The following is a 16,718-nucleotide window of genomic DNA, read 5'->3' as shown; positions in this document are numbered from 1 at the left end:
TAGTCGGCTGTGAGAACCTTGTCAGGTGGATACTTTCCGAAGCGATGCGGACCAGCACGAACACGGCCGAACTCTCGCGGATGCGCGGCGGGCGGCGGGCCCGGTGTGCGTCCTCGGTCTTGGCCTGATCGGCGGTTCGCTGTTGCGCTGCCTCGATGCCCACCCGGCCGCGAACGGCTCCGCCGCAGCAGCCGCGGGCACGCCGCGAGCGTTCGGCTGGAACCGCTCTCCTGCGACCGTCGACGCCGCTCGCGCCGCCGGGCACGACGCGAGCGCGGACCTCTCGGCGACCCTGGAGCGCGCACGCGACGAGGACGCGCTCGTCGTCGTGGGAGTGCCCATGCCCGCCGTCGCGCCCGTTCTCGCCGAGATCGCACGGATCCACCCAGGGGCGCAGCTCACCGACGTCGTCAGCGTGAAGGGCCCGGTGCGCGACGCGGTGCGCGCCGCCGGACTGGACGCGGGCTACGTCGGTTCCCACCCCATGGCCGGCACGAATTCCACCGGCTGGTCCGCGACGGACCCCGAGCTTTTCGCGGGGTCCCGTTGGGTCATCACCTCTGACGGCGGAGGCGCCGAGTCCACCTGGCGGCGCGTCGCCGCGCTCGGTTCTTCGACCGGATCGCGCCTCGTGGCGCTGCCTTCGGACGAGCACGATCGCGCCGTCGCGAGGATCTCCCACCTGCCGCACGTTCTCGCCGAGGCACTTGCGGTCGCCGGCCGGGAGGGCGGGGACGCCGCACTGGCGCTGGGTGCCGGATCGTTTCGCGATGGGACGCGGGTCGCGGGGACTCCGCCGGACCTCGTGCGCGCGATCTGCGAACCGAACGCCGCGGCGCTCGAGGTGGTACTCGCCGAGGCCGTCGAGGAACTGGGCGCCTCTCTAGAACAGCTGCGGCGGACGGGCTCCCTCGGCGACCTGGTCGACCGCGGATCGGCCGGCCGCGCGGCCTTCGAGGCCCGGCAGGGCGAGGCCGGCGGGGCGCCGCTGGATATCACCATCGGCGCGCAGGGGTGGCTCGATGCGGCAGTGGCCGCGGGGCGCCGCGGGCAGGAGATCTCGGTCGCGTTCTAGCGGTGCCGGACCGCCCGGCGCTTCGACTAGCGGCGCTCGATGGAACCGGGCACGTCGAGGACGAAGCCCTCGGCGTCGACGTGGGCGGAGGTCGCCGCCTCGCCGGTGATCCCGTGCACCATCGAATCGTCGCTGCGGAAGGACATCGGGGTGTCGGAGACGGCGAGGTCGTACGCTTCGACGGACAGCGCGGTGCGCGAGACCTCGTCCGGGGCCCGGTGCAGGCCGTTCGCCCGAACGGCCAGGGAGAAGAAGGCCATCGAGCCGGCGATGAGAACCTCGGTGACGCCGGACGTACCGATTCGCTCCGACTCGCCTGCGCCGGTCGTTGCGAGCCAGGCATCTCCGCCGTCATACCGCAGGGTGAGCGAGCGGGAATCCTCCGCACGCTCGGATTCGAGGGCGATCTCGCGCGCCTGGCCTTCGTCGTCGACCACGACGTCGTAGGTGAGGGTGAACGCCGGGCGCTCGGGGGTGCCGGCCTCGACGAGGCGGCCGCGCACGCGGAGCTCGGAACCCGTGGGCGCGATGCGCGCCTGCTCCACGCGCGCCCCATCCGACGAGAACCAGGTGAAGACCTGTGGTCCGGCGGAAGCGGCGTCGTCTACGTCTCCGGTGGTGTCAGCTGGGGAAGTCACGATGCCCACGATAGGTGCTAGCGCAGCGCAGGCGGTAACCGTTTCGGTTAGTTAGGTCGGCAAACGAGACAAATCCCACTTTTTGCCCACATGGCGCCGGAAGTTCACGCGCCCGTAACCAGCCACGTAACCCCTGCTTCCTAACGTGAGCGCCATGACGTTGGAACACGTATCGCTGGCAGATTCTCCACGCACGATCCTGGACTACCTGGCAGTGGTGGTCGCGGTGCGCGCCGCCGTGGGCCTCGGCGCCCCGAGCGCGGACTCGGCGGTGTCCGGGAGCTCGGAGGGGTCCGAGTCGGGCGGCAGCGCGGCGACCTCACATCCGACGTGGTCCGACGAGAACGGCAGCTGGCTAACCCTCGTCCTGCCGGGCGACGGGCGCGCGTTGCTCGCCGGCTGGCATGCCGACGAGTCCGAGACCGAGGCGAGCGGCACGAGCCTCGACGGCGGCACCGACCTGATCGACACGGCGCCCGGGTGGTGGCGACGCGGCATCGACCACGCGCGCGCCCGCCGCGACGTTCTCGGGTTCCTCTACGGCTGGGACGGGGCTGCGTGGTGGCGCGCGCCGTACGATACCGCCGACGGGTTCGACCCCGACTTCTTCCCGGTCACGCGGGATTCGGTCGCCGAACAGATCGGGGAGCTCGCCGCGGACACACTGCTCGACGATCCGGCAGCGGAGGCCGTCGACGCGCTGCTCGCCGCGGGCACCTCGCTCTCGGCCGAGCAACTCGAAGCGGCCTTGCACACCGAGGACGGATGGCCGGAGGTTGACGTCGCCGCCGGCCTCCGCGCGGCCCAAGCATTCGACGGGTACGCCGAACGGCTCCAGCCCGCCCCGCAGAACGTCTCCTAGCGGGCGCCAGAGCTCGGGGGCCCGGGCCCGGGAAGCCCCGGCGAGCGAACACGCCCGAGGGAATACCGCCTGCCGCGCTCACGTTGCACCGGCCGTAAGCCGCGCTCCCGACAGGAGTTCGAGCGGCTGCGCCCCTCCCCTTTCGTGCGGGGCGCGAACCGGTGCCACTTTGTTGATTGGTTGTAGATAGCGATGCGCATTTCCGCCCTCGACCTCGCCCCCGCAGACAAGCAGACGAGCTACGAGTCCGCCCTGTCCGATATCGTCCGGCTCGCCCAGCGCGCGGAGGCCAGGGGGCTCGAACGGGTCTGGTACGCCGAGCACCACAACATGGCGGCCATCGCGTCCTCGGCGACGTCGGTGCTCATCGCCCATGTCGCCGCGAACACGTCGACCATTCGGCTCGGTTCCGGCGGCGTCATGCTTCCCAACCATTCCCCCTTGGTGATCGCGGAACAGTTCGGCACGTTGGCGGCGCTCCACCCGGACCGCATCGATGTCGGGCTCGGGCGCGCGCCCGGAACCGACCAGAAGACGTTCCTCGCGCTGCGGCGCGATCCGCAGGCCTCCGAGCGTTTCCCCTCCGACGTCGTCGAGCTGCAGACGTTCCTTTCGGGCGGGGAACCGATTCCCGGGGTCAAGGCCGCACCGCTCGCGCAGACCCCGCCGCCGCTGTACATTCTGGGCTCCTCGCTGTTCGGCGCGACGCTGGCTGCGCAGCTCGGCCTGCCGTACGCGTTCGCCTCGCATTTCGCGCCCGACCAGATGCTGCACGCGCTGTCGGCCTACCGGGAGAACTTCCAGCCCTCCGAGCAGCTCGCCGAGCCCTATGCGATCGTCGGCGCGAACGTCGTCGCACACGAGGACCGCGAGGTGGCCGCCGAGATCGAACACCAGGTACTCAAGGACCGCGTGTCGATGTTCGTCAAGCGCGCGAACTCCGAGGCCCGCGATTTCACCGACGACGAGCTCGAGCTGATCCTCGATTCACCGCAGGGTCGCCAGATCACCTCGATGATGCGGGTGCGCGCCGTCGGCGACCGGGACGATGTGCGCCGCGCTCTGGATCAGCTGCAACTGCAGACAGGCGCGGACGAGATCATGCTCGCCTTCCACGGGCGCACCCCGGAAGAGCGGCTCGGGGCGCTCGACATCGCAGCCGACGCGGCAGGAATCGGTGTTTCGGTAAGGACCCGGTAACTGCCAATTCGCAGCCGTTCGCAGCGAAGCAGTCGCCGCATGGGGGACGTACACACCCGGCTCCCGGCTCCCGGCTCCTGGCGTCACATCAACTAGACGGCCCCACCTTAGAGAGATCTGGCGATCAGTTCCTTCATGATTTCGTTCGTTCCGCCGTAGATCTTCTGCACTCGGGCCCCGGCATACATCCGGGCGATCGGATACTCGCGCATGTATCCGTAGCCCCCAAACAATTGCAGGCAGCGGTCGGTGACCTCGCACTGTTTCTCAGTGGCATGTGCTTTTGCCATCGACGCCGTCGCCGGGTCGAGTCGGCCCTCGAGGTGCTGTTGTATACACCAATCGACGAAAGTGCGCGTCGATCGCGTCTCCATGAGGCACTCCGCAAGCACGAAGCGGGTGTTCTGGAATTTGATTACCTCGCGGCCGAATGCCTGGCGCTCCTTGGTGTACGCGATGGTTTCGGCGAGCGCCAATTCCGTTGCCGCGGTCGCCGCGACCGCGATGATGAGACGCTCCTGAGGCAGCTGTTCCATCAGTTGGATGAAGCCGGCGCCCACACCGGCCTCGCCGCCGAGAATATTCTCGGCGGGCACGCGCATGTCGTCGAAGAAGAGCTCACGCGTGTCCTGCCCGGGCATGCCAATTTTGTCGAGGACCCGACCCCGCGAGAAACCCTTTAGGTCGTCGGTCTCGACGCCGAGGAGCGAGAGGCCTCCGCCGCCCTCGCCTCCGGTGCGCACGACCACGATGATGAAGTTGGCGTGGCTGCCGTTCGTGATGAACGTCTTCGCCCCATTAACGGCGTAGTGATCCCCGTCGAGTTCAGCCTTCGTCTTCAGCGCCTGCAGATCGGAGCCCGCGCCGGGTTCGGTCATGGCGATTGCGCCGACGAGCTCACCGGAGGCGAGCTTGGGCAGCCACGCGTGCTTTTGCTCCTCCGTGCCGTACTTCAAGACGTAGTGAGCAACGATTCCACTGTGGACGCTATTTCCGAAAGCGTCGTCGCCGGCGGAAGCTTGCTCCTCGAGGACCACGGCCTCATGGGCAAACGTGCCGCCACCGCCGCCGTATTCTTCGGGGATGGACATGCACAGTAGGCCCGAATCGCCCGCCTTCCGCCAGAAATCCCGATCCACCTGATGCTGCTCGGCCCAGCGCTCTTGATTGGGAACCGACTCACGCTTGAAGAACTCACGGGCCATGTCCCGAAGCGAACCGAGTTCGCCGTCCATCCAGGGCGATTCGTACGGAGTCATCTCAAACATTGAATAGGCCTTTCGCTAGAGGTTGGAGCCACAGGGAACAAGAGGGATATCCCTCTCGCGTGCCCAATCGGACCAGTGGCTCGATGTGTTCTCGGCAAAAATGAGTTCGAGATCTTCGGTCGACGAATCGGCGGGAACGCCCAGGCCCTCACAAAGGTAAGCCCAGAAGTGACTTTCAAGAGCCGCTAGGGCGACAAACCCATCTGCCGACGGATACACGTTGTATTGGGCGATCCCGCCGCCCAACAGTCCGCCGGGACTCGTCAGTCCATGTCGGTGCGGGGCGCTGAAGTCCGTGGCGACGTCGCTTAACGCGACCTCCACGTAACTCCCCGCGCCGGTCCGCCCGCGTTCGATCAGACCGGCCATCGCCGCGGCAGCCGCACGTTCCCCTCCAGCCAGATCAGCGACAAGGATGCGCGGTAGAGACCGACCGTCGATCGTGCCATTGGCAGCCTGATAAGTGAGATCGTGTCCGGGAACCTCCGCGTCCGCGCCGGGATAGCCCACGATAGCGACCTGGATCAACTGCGGGTGCCTCTCGTGTATCTCGCTCCACGACATTCCGAGGGCAGTTAGTGCCGATGGGCGCGACGAGGTGATCAACACGTCCGCGTCGTCGAGGCGGGACGCCAGCTGCTCCTGTCCCTCCGTTGTCTTCAGGTCGGCGATCACAATCTCCTGGCCGGCAGCGAGTTCGCCGTAGTACGCCGGTGCCGCCATGCTCATCGCGTCACCTGCGGGCGGCTCGACCTTTATCACGTTGGCGCCCAGCCGGACCAGGCCGGCCGTGGCGGCGGGGCCCGGGAGGTTCGTCGCCAGGCTGACGACGGCGATACCCTCCAGGGGTCGGGACGTCATGAACCGAGCCCCTGCCCGGCCACAGCGCGTTCGCGGAGCCATTCGCTGGGCCGGAATCGCTCGCCGTAGGTATCGGCCAGCACGTCTGCTCGTTTGACGAACTCACCCATGCCCCCCGGGTAATTCTCGACGAACTGGGCGGCACCGCCCCGGTTCGGTGGGAAACCGATGCCGAAGATCGACCCAATATTTGCCGCAGCCGACGAAGTGATCACATTGTTCTCGAAGCAGCGCGCGGTATCGATGGCCATGGCAAAGAGGAAGCGGTCCGCGATATCCTCCGCCGACACTTGTGCGGGGACCTCCGGCGCAAAGATCGTCCGCAGCTCAGGCCACATGCGTGTGCGCGCACCATCCTGGTACTCGTAGAACCCCTTCCCAGCTGCGCGGCCCTCCCGACCGTAATCGTCGACCATTTTGTCGAGCACGCTCAAGCCCGGAGTTTCGGGCGCTACCGTACCTTCACTCTCAGCAGCCTTCCGGGCCTCCTCCGCGACGTGCCGCGGTAGAGAAAGCGTGACCTCATCGAGGAGGGTGAGCGGGCCGCTGGGGAAGCCCGCCTTGGTACCGGCACGGTCTACAACCACCGGATCGAGCCCCTCCTCGACCATCGCGGCGCCTTCGAGAACGTACGTGCCGAACACGCGGCTGGTAAAGAATCCGCGGCTGTCGTTGACGACGATCGGGAGCTTCCCGATCTGCTGCACCACGTCAATGGCGTGGGCCAGCGTGGCGGGGCTGGTCTCCTCACCGACGATGAGCTCCACAAGCTTCATCTTGTCGACCGGTGAGAAGAAGTGCATACCGATAAAATCGGCCGGGCGCTTCGTACGCGACGCGAGGTCGGTGATGGGCAGGGTCGAAGTGTTCGAACACAGCAACGCGTCCGCCCCGACCACCTCTTCGATCTCCGCGAACACCTTCCCCTTGAGTTCGGCATTCTCGAAGACAGCCTCGATAATCACGTCGCAGTCCGCGAGGGAAGACGCATCTTCGGTCGCGTTGATCCGGGCGAGAATCTCGTCGCGCGCTTCCTCCGTCATCCGTCCTTTCGAGACTTTCTTTTCGAGAAGCGTCTGGGTATACGCTTTACCCTGCTCGGCGTTCTCCGCGCTCACGTCCTTGAGAATGACGTCGACTCCCCGAGTCGCACAGGCGTACGCGATACCAGCGCCCATCATTCCCGCGCCGAGAACGCCGACGCGCTTGGCGCTGAATTTGTCGACGCTCGCAGGGCGAAGGTCGTCCGATCCGATCGATTGGAGGTCGAAGAAGAAGGCCTTGGTCATGTCCTTGGCGTTGTGTCCCACCACGAGCTTCGCAAAGTAGCGCGACTCGATGCGCGATGCAGTGTCGAAATCAACCTGGGCACCCTCGACCGCGACCGCCATAATCGCCCGCGGAGCGGGGAAATCGGCGCCTTTGAGCTGCTTACGCAGGTTCGCTGGGAAGGACGGGAGGATCGCGGCGAGCTCGGGGCTCGCGGGTGTTCCTCCCGGGATCTTGTACCCGTCCCTGTCCCATGGCTGAAGGTGGGACTCGGGCCCCTCGGCATTCCCCTTTAGCCACGCGTGCGCCGCCGGGAGGAGCTGGTCCGGGGAATCGACGAGTTTATCGACGAGCCACTTTTTCAAGGCCGCCTCCGGGTTGCGTTGCTGCCCTTGGAGCAACCAATCCATGAGGGCACTTTGGATGCCGAACATGCGGACAAGCCGTGTTATTCCACCGCCGCCAGGAAGGAGCCCGAGACTCACCTCGGGCAGCCCGAGTTTGAGGTTTCGATCGTTGACAGCGATGCGTCGGTGCGCCGCCAGCGCGATCTCCAGGCCGCCCCCGAGGGCGGTCCCATTGATCGCCGCGACGACGGGAACCCCGCAGGTCTCGAGTCGTCTGAGCTGGTTCTTGACTTTTTCGACCATGGAGAAGGCCTCGCCTGCCTGGTCGGGTGTCAGCGTATGGAGCACTTCCAGGTCGCCACCGGCGAAGAAGGTCTTCTTCGCACTGGCTATGACTACACCCTTCGCCTTGTCGTTGCCGCAATCGTTTTCGAGGTCGGAGATTACCGTTTCCATGGACTCGATGTAGTCCGCGTTCATCGTGTTCGCACTCGATATCGGATCATCCAGCCAGATCGTCGCAATCCCCTCGGCATCGATCTCGTAACGTACAGCCTGCTCACTCATTAAAAGCTCCCTAGACCCTCTCGATAACCGAAGCGATGCCCATGCCGCCGCCGACGCACAGTGTGACGACTCCGTAGTTCTTGTCCTGCCGCTCGAGCTCGTCAACCAATGTGCCGACGAGAGCGGCGCCGGTCGCGCCGAGCGGATGCCCCATGGCTATCGCACCGCCGTTGACGTTGACGCGCTCGTGCGGGATTCCCAACTCCTCCATAACGTTCATCGGGACCGCCGCGAAAGCCTCATTGATTTCCCACAGGTCGATGTCCGAGGGCTGGAGACCGGCGATGCGGAGCGCCTTCCGCACCGCAGGTGTCGGGCCCGTGAGCATTATCGTCGGATCGGCGCCGCTCACGGCCGTTGCGATGATGCGGGCTCTCGGCGTCAGACCTTGAGTTTTTCCGGTCTCCTCGCTGCCTACGAGAACGAGCGCGGACCCGTCGACGATGCCCGAGGAATTACCCGCGTGGTGCACGTGTTCGATGGCCTCGACCTCGCTGTACTTCTCCAAAGCCACGGCGTCGAAGCCGCCCATGTCTCCGATGGCAGCGAACGACGGCTTGAGCTTCGCCAGCGTCTCCGTCGAAGCATCGGCTCGGACCGTCTCGTCGTGGTCGAGGATCACCATCCCCGACATGTCCTCTACGGGGACGATCGATCCGGACAAGCGCCCATCAGACTGCGCCGCGGCCGCGCGCCGGTGCGACTCCACAGCGAACGCGTCGACGTCGCTTCGCGACCAGCCGCGCCTCGTCGCGATGAGGTCCGCCCCGATGCCCTGCGGCACGAAGCTGGTGCGGTCGGCGGTGGCCGGGTCCATCGCCCATGCGCCCCCATCGGAGCCCATGGGGCACCGAGACATCGACTCGACGCCGCCAGCGATGATGAGGTTCTCGAAGCCCGATCGCACCCTGGCAGCGGCCTGGTTGACGGATTCGAGACCCGAAGCACAGAAGCGATTGAGCTGAACGCCTGCGACCGTCTCCGGAAGGCCGGCGGCAAGTGCCGCAGTCTTCGCTATGTCCATTCCCTGGTCCCCGAGGGGCGTTACGACGCCCAGGACCACGTCGTCGATGGCTCCCACATCCAGCTGCTCGTTCCGGGACTGCAACGAGTCGACGAGACCCACGACGAGATCGATCGGCTTGACCTCGTGAAGCGATCCGGTTTTCTTTCCGCGCCCTCGGGGCGTACGGACGGCGTCGAAGATGTACGCCTCCGGGATGGCTGACATGGCGATCCTCCGTTCGGTGAGAGAGCTGCGAAAGCTCCTTGCCGACACTTACACTATCACTGATAGTGTAACAACCAATAACGAAAACAGTGATCCACGCCACTCGAACCGCGGAAGTACATGCCCATGCCACGGGAGCTTTCCGTCGAACGCGGAGACCTCACTCCGAGCCTCAGGCTACGACGGAACGCAGTCGGGTCATCGTTAGCTGTTATGATCAATGATCTCTAGCTGGAATAATGGAGTGATCGACAGTCGTTCGAGAAACGAAAAAAGGGGGCGCGGTGAACCTCGCCAGCACGACGGAGTCCGAGGGCGTCGGTGAGGAATACTCTCTGGAAGAACTGGTCCAGCGAACCGGTGTCTCGGCGCGGAACATCCGCTTCTACACCAACCGTGCAATTCTTCCCCCTCCGGGGAAGAAGGGCCGCACCGCCGTCTACAGCCCGCAACACCGCGCCCTGCTCGAGCTCGTCAGGGAATTGCAATCGCACGGATTCACCCTCGCCGCGATTACCAATTACATCGACCGGATTCCCAACGGCAGCAGCACCGAAACCATTCGTCTCCACGGCACTTTACTCGCGCCGTGGCTGAGTGACCGCCCGGAGACCCTCTCTTTCGGCGAGTTGTCGGACCGCGCCGGGCGCGAGCTGACCGGTGACGAAATCGAGGTGCTCGAAACCCTCGGACTGGTAGAGACAGTCGATGGCGCGCACGTCAATGTCACGGCGTCGCTTCTTCCATTGGGTGTTGAGATGCTCAACGCGGGCCTTCCGCTCGTCGCGGCGCAACGTGCCAGGAAGGTGCTCGACCAGCATGCTCTCAGCCTCGCCGAGGAGCTCACGGAAATCTTCCGCGACACCGTGTGGCCCGCCTACAAGAAGGCGGGCACTCCGTCGAGCGCGGTACAGGATGCGATCAACTCGTTCAAGCCGCTCACGATCCACGGCTTCATCTCTGCGTACGAGCGGGCGGTCAACTCCACAAAGCGCGCGACCATCCAGCGTCGAATCGACAAATCTGGGCGCTAGGAGGCGGGGCCGTGGGACAGATCCGCCAGGGAGACGGCGAAGAATATAGGCCATGTAGCTAAATGTCTACGCCAGCGTCGCCAGACAAATCTTCAGCGTTCTCGTCCGCGCCAAAGCGAAGCGCCGCGCATCACTGAGAAATGATGACGCGGCGCTTCTGTTGTGCGCCCGAAGGGATTCGAACCCCTAACAAGCTAATCCCAGGAAATCCGGTGAACAGCGCGCGGCGTAGGCGTCTGTGACGTGCGTAGATAAGTGAGTTCGAACATGTGGGGCATGTACGTTGAAGTAGTTTACGGGTCGTTAACGGGTCGCAAGAGAGCCCGACCCGCTTTCGCGAACCCCTGATTGAATCGCAGTGATGACGGCTTTTAATCACTATTCTCAACTAGAAAGAGGTAGAGGCATGTCATACATGTCATGCATGACATATCGCCTGGTAGAGCGATGACATGCCAGATCGTCCATGACATGTTAGGTCGTCATGAGCAAGCGCGATCTAGAGCGAGAGCACTTCCGCTGCTTCGGAGGTTACGACGCGCCGCCCCATGTAGACATCTGAGGTCATACTTGGCCGCTCGTGTCCTAGTTGGTCTGCGATCTTTCGGGCCGATAGTCCAGCCTCGTCTAGGCGGGTGGCGGCTGTTTTTCGGAATGTGTGGGAGGTTGCCCAGGGGAACCCGGCGTTATCGAGTGCCCGGCGTAGTTGCGTTGTCGTTCGTCCGCGATTTCGGAGCGTGCCGAGAACGGTGGGGAACACTAGGTGCAAGTCGTTGTCCGGGTAGATTCGTCCGCGCCGTTCGGTAAGTATCGCGATCACGTCTGCGGGTACGGCTAAGACTCGATGCCCGGCGCGGGTCTTGGTCGATTCCTGAATGAATGTCCCGCGCCCTTTGGCATCGGTAACGGTGGCGGCGATGGTCACGACTCCGCCGTCTAGGTCTACGTAGTCCCATCGGAGCGCGAGAGCTTCACCGAGTCTCACGCCGGTTGCGAGCATGAATCGTGCTAGGTCTGGCAAATCGTGCTCGCGCGCTTGTTCGTCGTTATCGAGGGCCGCTAGTAGGTCGGTGGTTTCCTCGCGAGTGAGTGCCCGCGCCGCTGCGCGTTTGGTCATTGTCGAACGGGAGACCTCGCGAACGGGATTCGCCGGTATAGCGCCGTGGCGAACAGCGAGACCGAGCACGCCGGATAACACTTGCCGGTAAGTACGCGCGGCCCCGGTGCCGTGGTGTTCTCGGATCGTCTCTATCACTCTTTCGAGCACGGGCACGGTCGTTTCGTACACTCGCAATTGGCCGATACCGGGCGTGAGGTAGTTGTTTACCGTGCGCCGAAACAGTCCTTTCGTGCCGTCTGCGCGGTCGCTTGCTTCGACTTCGGTAAGCCATTCGGCGGCGACTTCGGCTAGTTTCGTTTCGCGGGTGATGCCCGCGCCTACGTTGCCGTGTCGATCTCGCACGGCTTCGAGTAGTGAATTTGTCGCGGCGGTCTTGTTCCGGCCCCATCTGGTGACCACTCGTGTTGTGCCGTCCAGGTCGCGAACCCTGGTCTTTGCCCGTACCTTCGGCGGCTCGCCGTAGTGAGAGATCGCACCGTGTGTACCGAGTGGAAGCGGTGGCCTAGGCATCTGAGCCCAACCCAAGCTCTTTCCGTACGAGCGCGGCGAATTCCGGTCTACCTGGTAATAGCTCGTCAGCATGGTTGAGTAGATCTAGATCGGTCAATTGTTCGTCTCGGCACATCTGCGCGGCTTCGCGAGGATCGCTGGTATTAGCGAGTTTGTCTAACCATTCCTGATATTCACGTTCGAACTTGTCAACGTGCGGAACCAGCCGAAAAAGCGCGGATACGTGGTCGAGTAGTTCGTCCTCGGTGTAATTCGTGTGCCTCGCAGCCCATGACACTGCGCGCGAGAGTCCTGGCACCGACGTGCCCAACCGTAGGACGGTGCGGCTCGATGTGTTCCCCCGCGCCATTCCCGGTGCAAGTAGATCGTTCGGGGTCACGCCTAGCGCGTCCGCTATCGCGCGCAAATCATCGACATCTACTCGCCTTTCCGCGCGTTCGATCTTTTGCACGCTCGAAAGCGTGAACCGTCGCCCTTGATCTGTAAGTCGTTCTGCAAGCTCTCGCGCGGATATACCCAGGTCAGCGCGCCGTTGGGCGACGTTTTCGCCGAGCGTGCGAGCGACCCTTCCCACTTCATTACCGCGCTGTCTATCCGTTGCCATACAACGCACTTTATCCACATTTCGCAACTTTGGCCGTTGACAGGCTCTAGAACCATGCTAGATTGTTCGCTGTACCGCAACAACGCGCTACACGGAATACTTCGGTCAACCGAAAGGCGGGGAGTATGCAACGCACGCTGTCAGAAAAAATTGCCGAGGGCGCATGGCTCACGAGCGACGAAGTAGGCGAATACCTCGGATTGAGCCAGGGAGCACTTCGCGCATGGCGAGCGAATGGACAAGGTCCACGCTTCTCCCGGCTTACGTCGAAAGTCATTCGCTACGCCGCCGCCGATGTTGTCGAGTGGGCGCGCGATCCGCTCAACGGTCCATCTGCGAGTGAACCAACCGACTGCGCCAAGCGCGCATGAGAGGACGAAACCAAATGCCCACGAAACCAACTATCGAAACGCAATGGCTCACCGAGCCTGAGGCGGCGGAGTTCTTGCGCATCAGCGTGAACGCGCTTCGCTTCCAACGCCGCGAGGGGCGCGGCCCGAATTTTTACAAGTTCGGAAAGTTCGTGCGCTACGCCGAGGCCGATCTCGTGGAGTGGGCACGGGCACAGTCCGCGAATCACGCGAGCTAGCACGAGTGAGTGAGGAATCAGAACATGCGAACTATCAGTAATTCGGGGTGGGTGTTGCCCGCCGGGGCGTCAGGCGCGCGCACCGAGTGTGCCGATACGCCTGGTGCTCTTGGTCGGGTGGTGCCGTCTCTCTTCTTCAGTGCGCCCAACGACGACGCCGAGCGATCCGACACCCCGGCGCGGGAGTGGACCGCCGCAACATGGTTCATCGGAACCTTGCTCTATGCGCCGTTCGATCTCGCTAGCGCCGTACTCGCGCTATTGGTTCCGAGCGACTTTCTAGACCCTCGCGCGGGCTTGGTCGTGGAGCTGGCAAAGCGTGCGGTTAGGGATAAGCGCGCTCCCGATCCCGCCGCGATCATGGCCTACGGATTCGAGAGCGGAGCGAGTGCGAGCAAGTCTCGTGCGCGTGGCCTCGTCGCTTATATGCAAGAGCCGTTCGACAAAGGCTTAATGCCGCTCGCGTTGCCGCACTATGCCGCCGACGTGCTGCGCGAACGCGAACGCGAGGCTTACCGCGAACTTGCAGGGATTGCCGAGCTTGCCGCTTCGGCGTCGATGGACGACTTACGGGCGGCGCGGGATGAATGGCTAGAACGATCACGAGACCGAGCGCGCCGCTGCGCCGCGTTGTCTCAACTCTGAGAAAGGAGGTAGCACAATGTCCGACACATTTTACGGCGAAAATAACCCGTTCGATCCGGTGCCCGAGCCTGGGAACGATCCCGGCCCCGCCGCCGAGAGCGACGACACCGAGGGGAAGAACAGCGCCGCGCGCCAGGATTCGCAGACCGCGCGATTACTCGCCCTCGCTGAAGAACGATTCACCCTTATCAAGGATACGGTGGGCGACGTGTACGGCGTGGACCGAGACCGGCCCGGTATCGCTCTCCCGCTGGACGGGAAGAACGGCGTAGCGGGTGAGCTTCGGCGGCTGTATTACGACGAGACCAATCGCGCCGCGCCCGCTACAGCTATTGCCGACACGCTTTCCAATCTCGATGCCAAGGGCACGCGCTGCGAGACTCCCACGCCGATCTATCTTCGGTTCGGGCAAACGGCGGGCGGAAAGCGTGTGATCGACCTAGGAACCGACGACGGCGCAGCGATCGTTCTCGATTCGTCCGGCTGGCAGGTCGCCGCGTCGTCGCCGGTATTCTTCCGGCGGAACAAGGCAACTAACCCGATGCCTCGCCCGATCTCCGGCGGATCGCTGGACCGATTCCGCGCTCTTATCAACACCGACGACGACGGCTTTAGGCTGCTCGTGGCGTGGATGCTCGTGGCGCTGTGTGACGATGTGCAATCCCCGATCTTGTGCCTTATCGGGCAACAGGGTTCGGCTAAGACCTCGTGCCTACGTTCTGTTATCGGGGTCGTTGCCCCTTCCGGCGCGCCGCTCACTTCACCGCCGCGGGACGAAGATTCATGGTCGCTCACAGCGAACGCCTCGCCCGTTATCGGAATCGACAATCTATCGACGGTGCCTCTGTGGTTCTCCGACGTTCTAGCGCGCACGGTGTCTGGTGATGCGGTAATCAAACGGGCGCTCTACAGCAACCAGGACATCACGATCACGTCTTACCGGCGGGCGGTCGCGATTACGTCGATTAGTCCCGAGGGGCTACGTGCCGACGTTGCCGACCGGCTTTGCACCGTTGAGCTTAACGTGATCCCGAAATCCGGGCGTCGTCTTGACCGTGAGCTTGCCGCCGAGTTTCGCGAGATTCACGCCGAAACTCTCGGTGCCCTACTTGATTTGCTCGTGCAAGTCGAACGCGCGCTAGAGACGATCACCCCGCCGACCGAGTTGCCCCGGCTGGCCGATGCCGGGCTGATGCTTCACGCGCTCGATTACGTCACCGGGTGGGACACGCTGGGATCGTTCATCGAGTCGCAGGACAACGCCGCCGAGGACGTTCTAGACGCCGATGTGTTCGCCGCCGCGTTAATCGCTTTCGCTCGCGAGCGAGGCGTTTGGGAGGGAACGGCGTCCGAAGTTCTGCGGGCGATCTCGCCCGAGCGGCCCCCGCGCGCGTGGCCTCGCAACGCCCAAGCTGCCGGGGCGCGTTTGCAACGCCTCGCCCCGCCGCTAGTTCAGGCCGGGGTACACGTCGAACAACGCGAACGCACCATGCACGGGCGCGGGTGGCGGATCACTTACACGCCGCAACCGGGCGAACGACTTTGTGAGGTCTGTAGGCAACCACTGCACGAGTCCCTTCCCGACTCGATCACCGTTCACGCGACCTGCGCCGAGTCCGTCGAAGAACACACCAACGAAAGTGAACCACTGCTATGAAAATCCACGCCGTACCTCCCGTTTCTACCACCAATGTCACTGTGACGTTTTGCGCCGGGGTGTCTGGCCCGGAATTTCGCGCCGCCGTGAACGGATGTCGCGAATACCCGCCGGAATTGCGCCACGCACTCACGAGCATTCCGCTCACCGAAGGGAGCGAAGAATGCCGCGATCACGTTATCGCGAGCCACCTCGCCGCTTTCCAGTCCGGCGAATCGTTCCGCACGCCGCCCGGCGTCGATCCCTTCTCGATGTCATGAGACGCGCCCGACAACCGGCGCGCGCACCGCCGCGCGCGCCGCACAGGAAAACCAAAGATCAAACACCCCGCACGAAAGGACACCATGCCTACTTCGAACGATTCTCGAGAACGCGACACTTCGGCTTCGCGCGCCGCCGCTGACCGCACGCTTGCCTATATCGAGGAATCGCGGCGCAAGTACAACGACGCTTGCGAAGAGCGCGACTCGCGTTCCCGCGCCCGTGGGGAATCTCCCCTTAGGTGACGGCGAACCGCGCCGCTCACACACTTACTGAAAGGATCAGATCATGCCATTGTTTGGCAACCGTAAGAACAGCTCGCAGAGCTTCCCCGATGGATACAAGGACGAAAGTTCGCCGTGGCACGTGCCCGCCGAGCTGCGCGACGACTACGCCGCGCACACGCCGAGTTTCAAAGAACTCAAGCGCCAGGTTCGAGACTTGATCAGCGATCGCGCGTCCGCCGCTGTGAACGATTACCAGTCGGAGCACATGCGTAACAGCCCTTCCGGTAACTCGTATGTTGGGCCGGACATCGAGTCTGTACGCCGTTCGGTGCTCGACGCGGGAGAGCAGGAGGGCGATGCCGAGATTGCCGAGCACCGAGCGCGGCTCGATCACGCGCGGAAAGAGGCCAAGGCTCGCGCCCGCGCCGCCGAGCGCGAACGGCAGCGACAGGCGAACAAGTGCGTGTGCTGCGGCGCTCTGGACGTGACTACTGCGCCGTACTCGATTGACCTTCGCCCCGGCCCACTGTCTGCGGTAGTCGAGATCACGCGCGAGAACGTGTGCGCGCGTTGCGCTGCGGTGATTCGCGACGAGTACCTTTCCAAGCTGGCGGCGCACGATACCGGGCTAGGTGGTACGCGAGGCGAACGGGCGCGAGAGATCATCGACCGCGCCTAGCTGAGCCGGGCACAGATTCGACGGCAGATATGCCGAGGGGCGGGAAGATCACTCTTCCCGCCCCGAGGAACAAA

17 protein-coding genes are annotated in these 16,718 nt (G+C 64.1%); 10 read left to right on the top strand and 7 right to left on the bottom strand.

The genetic code is table 11. The annotated features are described in order from the left end of the window. Positions 1-25 precede the first annotated feature (25 nt). Positions 26-1,075, top strand: coding sequence for a prephenate dehydrogenase (locus BJL86_RS02310; protein ID WP_232229007.1), 1,050 nt, complete (start codon positions 26-28; stop codon positions 1,073-1,075). Positions 1,076-1,101: 26 nt separating this feature from the next. Here BJL86_RS02310 and BJL86_RS02305 read toward each other — a convergent pair whose 3' ends face one another. Then, complete coding sequence (locus tag BJL86_RS02305; protein WP_198034340.1) at positions 1,102-1,713, bottom strand: putative glycolipid-binding domain-containing protein; 612 nt, start codon at positions 1,711-1,713, stop codon at positions 1,102-1,104. Positions 1,714-1,867: 154 nt separating this feature from the next. On the opposite strand from BJL86_RS02305, the gene BJL86_RS02300 reads away from it, so the two are divergent. Continuing rightward, on the top strand, positions 1,868-2,575 hold the full coding sequence (locus tag BJL86_RS02300; RefSeq protein ID WP_067478291.1) for a hypothetical protein: 708 nt from the start codon (positions 1,868-1,870) through the stop codon (positions 2,573-2,575). Between the two features lie 192 nt (positions 2,576-2,767). Next, positions 2,768-3,775, top strand: a complete 1,008-nt coding sequence (locus BJL86_RS02295; RefSeq protein WP_067478294.1) for an LLM class flavin-dependent oxidoreductase — start codon at positions 2,768-2,770, stop codon at positions 3,773-3,775. Positions 3,776-3,882: 107 nt separating this feature from the next. Here BJL86_RS02295 and BJL86_RS02290 read toward each other — a convergent pair whose 3' ends face one another. From BJL86_RS02290 to BJL86_RS02275, 4 genes are read right to left on the bottom strand one after another with little or no spacing between them, the layout of a single operon-like run. Beyond that, positions 3,883-5,043, bottom strand: coding sequence for an acyl-CoA dehydrogenase family protein (locus tag BJL86_RS02290; RefSeq protein WP_075844786.1), 1,161 nt, complete (start codon positions 5,041-5,043; stop codon positions 3,883-3,885). Positions 5,044-5,058: 15 nt separating this feature from the next. Next, positions 5,059-5,904: a CoA transferase gene (locus BJL86_RS02285; protein WP_067478296.1), complete on the bottom strand. Its 846-nt coding sequence runs from the start codon at positions 5,902-5,904 to the stop codon at positions 5,059-5,061. Beyond that, complete coding sequence (locus BJL86_RS02280; RefSeq protein ID WP_067478299.1) at positions 5,901-8,087, bottom strand: 3-hydroxyacyl-CoA dehydrogenase NAD-binding domain-containing protein; 2,187 nt, start codon at positions 8,085-8,087, stop codon at positions 5,901-5,903. The genes BJL86_RS02285 and BJL86_RS02280 overlap by 4 nt, the downstream gene beginning before the upstream one ends. A gap of 10 nt (positions 8,088-8,097) precedes the next feature. Then, entirely contained in the window at positions 8,098-9,318 is a 1,221-nt protein-coding gene (locus BJL86_RS02275; RefSeq protein WP_197487664.1) for an acetyl-CoA C-acetyltransferase, read from the bottom strand. Between the two features lie 284 nt (positions 9,319-9,602). Between BJL86_RS02275 and BJL86_RS02270 the strand changes: the two genes are divergently transcribed. Next, positions 9,603-10,352, top strand: coding sequence for a MerR family transcriptional regulator (locus tag BJL86_RS02270; protein ID WP_067478302.1), 750 nt, complete (start codon positions 9,603-9,605; stop codon positions 10,350-10,352). A gap of 499 nt (positions 10,353-10,851) precedes the next feature. Here the strand turns inward: BJL86_RS02270 and BJL86_RS02265 are convergent, their stop codons facing one another. Together BJL86_RS02265 and BJL86_RS02260 are read right to left on the bottom strand one after the other, a co-directional pair. Continuing rightward, positions 10,852-11,982 (bottom strand): tyrosine-type recombinase/integrase, encoded by a 1,131-nt coding sequence (locus BJL86_RS02265; protein WP_067478395.1) that lies wholly within the window; start codon positions 11,980-11,982, stop codon positions 10,852-10,854. Next, positions 11,975-12,586, bottom strand: a complete 612-nt coding sequence (locus BJL86_RS02260) for a helix-turn-helix domain-containing protein (protein WP_075844785.1) — start codon at positions 12,584-12,586, stop codon at positions 11,975-11,977. The genes BJL86_RS02265 and BJL86_RS02260 overlap by 8 nt, the downstream gene beginning before the upstream one ends. A 125-nt stretch (positions 12,587-12,711) precedes the next feature. Here BJL86_RS02260 and BJL86_RS17815 point away from each other — a divergent pair, with 125 nt between their 5' ends. The 6 genes from BJL86_RS17815 (at position 12,712) to BJL86_RS02230 (ending at position 16,644) form a co-directional block, all read left to right on the top strand. Further along, positions 12,712-12,957, top strand: a complete 246-nt coding sequence (locus tag BJL86_RS17815) for a helix-turn-helix transcriptional regulator (protein ID WP_075844784.1) — start codon at positions 12,712-12,714, stop codon at positions 12,955-12,957. 14 nt (positions 12,958-12,971) lie between these two features. After that, positions 12,972-13,175: a helix-turn-helix domain-containing protein gene (locus tag BJL86_RS02250; RefSeq protein WP_197487665.1), complete on the top strand. Its 204-nt coding sequence runs from the start codon at positions 12,972-12,974 to the stop codon at positions 13,173-13,175. 24 nt (positions 13,176-13,199) lie between these two features. Continuing rightward, positions 13,200-13,820 (top strand): hypothetical protein, encoded by a 621-nt coding sequence (locus tag BJL86_RS02245; RefSeq protein ID WP_156515467.1) that lies wholly within the window; start codon positions 13,200-13,202, stop codon positions 13,818-13,820. 16 nt (positions 13,821-13,836) lie between these two features. Next, positions 13,837-15,477: a hypothetical protein gene (locus tag BJL86_RS02240; RefSeq protein ID WP_067478310.1), complete on the top strand. Its 1,641-nt coding sequence runs from the start codon at positions 13,837-13,839 to the stop codon at positions 15,475-15,477. Beyond that, positions 15,474-15,737, top strand: coding sequence for a hypothetical protein (locus tag BJL86_RS02235; RefSeq protein WP_067478313.1), 264 nt, complete (start codon positions 15,474-15,476; stop codon positions 15,735-15,737). The genes BJL86_RS02240 and BJL86_RS02235 overlap by 4 nt, the downstream gene beginning before the upstream one ends. Before the next feature lie 289 nt (positions 15,738-16,026). Then, a complete protein-coding gene (locus tag BJL86_RS02230) occupies positions 16,027-16,644 on the top strand; it encodes a hypothetical protein (protein WP_067478316.1) in 618 nt (205 codons plus the stop codon). Positions 16,645-16,718 lie beyond the last annotated feature (74 nt).

Origin of the sequence: Dietzia timorensis, assembly GCF_001659785.1 — a bacterium.
GTDB lineage: Bacteria > Actinomycetota > Actinomycetes > Mycobacteriales > Mycobacteriaceae > Dietzia > Dietzia timorensis.
The sequence above is the reverse complement of the archived record's forward strand: the minus strand, read 5'-3'. Positions and strand labels throughout refer to the sequence as shown.